2 protein-coding genes are annotated in these 2,487 nt (G+C 56.2%); one reads left to right on the top strand and one right to left on the bottom strand.

Features of this window, described 5'->3' with window-relative positions; all coding sequences use genetic code 11:
* Window positions 1-343 (bottom strand): hypothetical protein (locus J7U37_RS24690; RefSeq protein ID WP_247637461.1); only part of this gene is annotated, 343 nt, incomplete at its 3' end.
* Between the two features lie 822 nt (window positions 344-1,165).
* Here J7U37_RS24690 and J7U37_RS24685 point away from each other — a divergent pair.
* Complete coding sequence (locus J7U37_RS24685; RefSeq protein ID WP_247637460.1) at window positions 1,166-1,918, top strand: IS6 family transposase; 753 nt, start codon at window positions 1,166-1,168, stop codon at window positions 1,916-1,918.
* Window positions 1,919-2,487 lie beyond the last annotated feature (569 nt).

Raw genomic sequence — 2,487 nt, 5'->3', positions numbered from 1 at the left:
CGACACCCAAGAGCCTTGTAGAAGATCTTTGGCCCAAAGCCTTATTGAGATCACCGCGCGGATCGTACGCATGTCTGAGGGGGTCAGGTTCGAAGGCATCGGGCTGCCAGCTCATGGCGTTGCGCCGTTCGATCAGTCCCATGACGGCGTTCACCGTTTGTTGGAGACGCACAGTGGCCATCGTTGCGACGCCGTTCAAAGTTGGGCTAAGCGCCTCAAAGAGCAGTTCCTCCTTGAACGCATTTTCAATGAGAATTTCCTCGACTTCATGCCGGACAGGGTCAAGAAACTTGACACCTAAGCCATGAGCTTCATGACGAGTGATGCGGAAAGCCCGGGGCAACCTGCTTCCGCCAATAGACAAATCGAAGTTCTCGGGAATGCATTGCTCAGTATGAGGTCGCACGAACGCGCCTAGAGTTGAGATATCCGTGATTGTACAGCGGATAGGATCACTAGCTCTAGGCACAAAGATCCGAGCATCTAGATAACAAGGCTGCCTCTGGACGCGTCTTTGGTCTGAAATTTGATATCTCCCAGTCCAATATTGCTCCTCTGATTTCATGTCATTATGATTATCCACTCGTTAATGATCAATTAACTTGCAATTGATATTTCGGATTGCCTATATACCTATCTGCGGATTTTTATAGCAGAGATCACGAATGCTGGTCTGAGAGTTTTATACCTGAAACGAGACTGCAAGCTAATCTTTAGCCTGCTCGCCGTTGGTACATCATGACGAGTCTGAAAAAACTGCCTTTGCGGAAGTAGTATTTCTAACAAATGGATTTGATACTTTGCTGAAGACGGAATTATTGAAGGTTCAAGATTAAGCATAGGCGTTTGAAAATGGCTGATTCAGAACTAGATCGGCTTGCTACCTTGAATCATCTCATCAGCGAAGCGGAAGCTAGACGCGTTGAGCAGATGCTGCAGATCGCTACTCTGCTGACTGAGGGCGAGAGTGCCACGGACGCAGAGAATGATCTACGCCAGATCCAAGGGCTGTTGAAGCGAATGCGCATACATAGAGATATTGAGCTGTCACAGCTGAGCCAGTGACACGCCTTTTGCAGGGCCTGTCGCAAAGGCGATAGCGCCGGTGTTTACTCGACGTAGACCATACGACCTGCATGGCGCCTTCCGTTCTGGGGGCCGCCTCATGATCCTGTCCGCCATCGCCGCCAAGCTCAAGCAGCGCGCCAAGGCCGACTTCAAGGGCCGGCATTATGAGGCTGCGCTCATCGTACAGGCGGTCTCCTGGTACCTGCGCTATTCGCTGAGCTATCGCGATATCGAGGAGCTGTTCCTGGAGCGCGGCTTGGAGGTGGATCACAGCACCCTGAACCGCTGGGTGCTCGCCTACGCGCCGCTGATCGAGAAGCGGCTACGCCAGTTCCGCAAGCCGCATTGCGGATCGGTCCGGATCGATGAGACCTACATCAAGGTCCGCGGTGAGTGGCGCTATCTGTACCGAGCCATCGACAAGCACGGTAATCCTGTCGACTTCCTGCTGACCGCCAACCGCGACCTCGACGCCGCGAAGCGCTTCTTCCGCAAAATGCTGGCGGATCAGCCGCTACTCGCGCCTGACCGGATCGGCACGGACGGCGCCAGCATCTATCCGCCTGCCATCGTGGCCGTGAGGACCGACGGCCTCCCGGCCTGTACCCCAACCCACTACGTCACGAAGCAGCTGCAGCAGGGCATCGAGAGCGACCACTTCCGGGTGAAACAACCCATGCCGCGCGTAGGCGGCTTCCACTCGTTCAACACGGCGCGACGCACGACCTGCGGCTTCGAGGCCATGCTTTGGCTGCGCAAAGGCTTCGGCTTTGCCGGTGCGTGGACCGTCCGCGAGCACAACCAACTGCTTGCCGTCTGCTTCGGACTTCCGGCGGTTAACAAAACCTGAAAACGAGGCATATCCGGCGCCTACTGCTGCCTACGGCACGGCTTGCGACAGGCCCCATTCCCCGGCATGGTCTGCGACGTAAGGAGGCTGCGCGCTACGTCGGCATCAGCACCACGAAGGTCGATGTCTGCGTGAAGGACGGGCGCATGCCACAGCCGTTCAAGATTGACGCCTTATCCTGACTGCTGGAACCTTGTCCGATCAATGACATACACGCTGCACCAACTGGCACCCGGGAGTTACGACCTAGCCCTAGATGGGGTCATCGTCGGAGGGGTAGTCCGTGAGACTACAGCCGGAGGCTCTTCTATAGGCTGGTGTGCGGAGTTGCTGCAGGATCTACCGGCAGCGACACGCCCTCATCCCTTCGATTGTGTGGAGCATCGTTTTCCGACGCTGGAGGCAACAGCGGAGTGGCTCGGGGTGCGCTGGTGCTGGAAACCTTCGAAGAAGCATAAGCTCCAGCTACGGGCGAGCACCTAAACGGCTTCGGGCGTGATCCGAGCGCAGGCACTTGAGAGACTGTGCGCTCTTGCCGGACAGAAAAAAGAGCTGTGTCGTCGTTTCAC

Source organism: Methylobacterium sp. 37f (assembly GCF_023093475.1).
In the GTDB taxonomy this organism is placed as follows: Bacteria; Pseudomonadota; Alphaproteobacteria; order Rhizobiales; family Beijerinckiaceae; genus Methylobacterium.
This window is presented reverse-complemented; position numbering and strand designations above follow the sequence as displayed.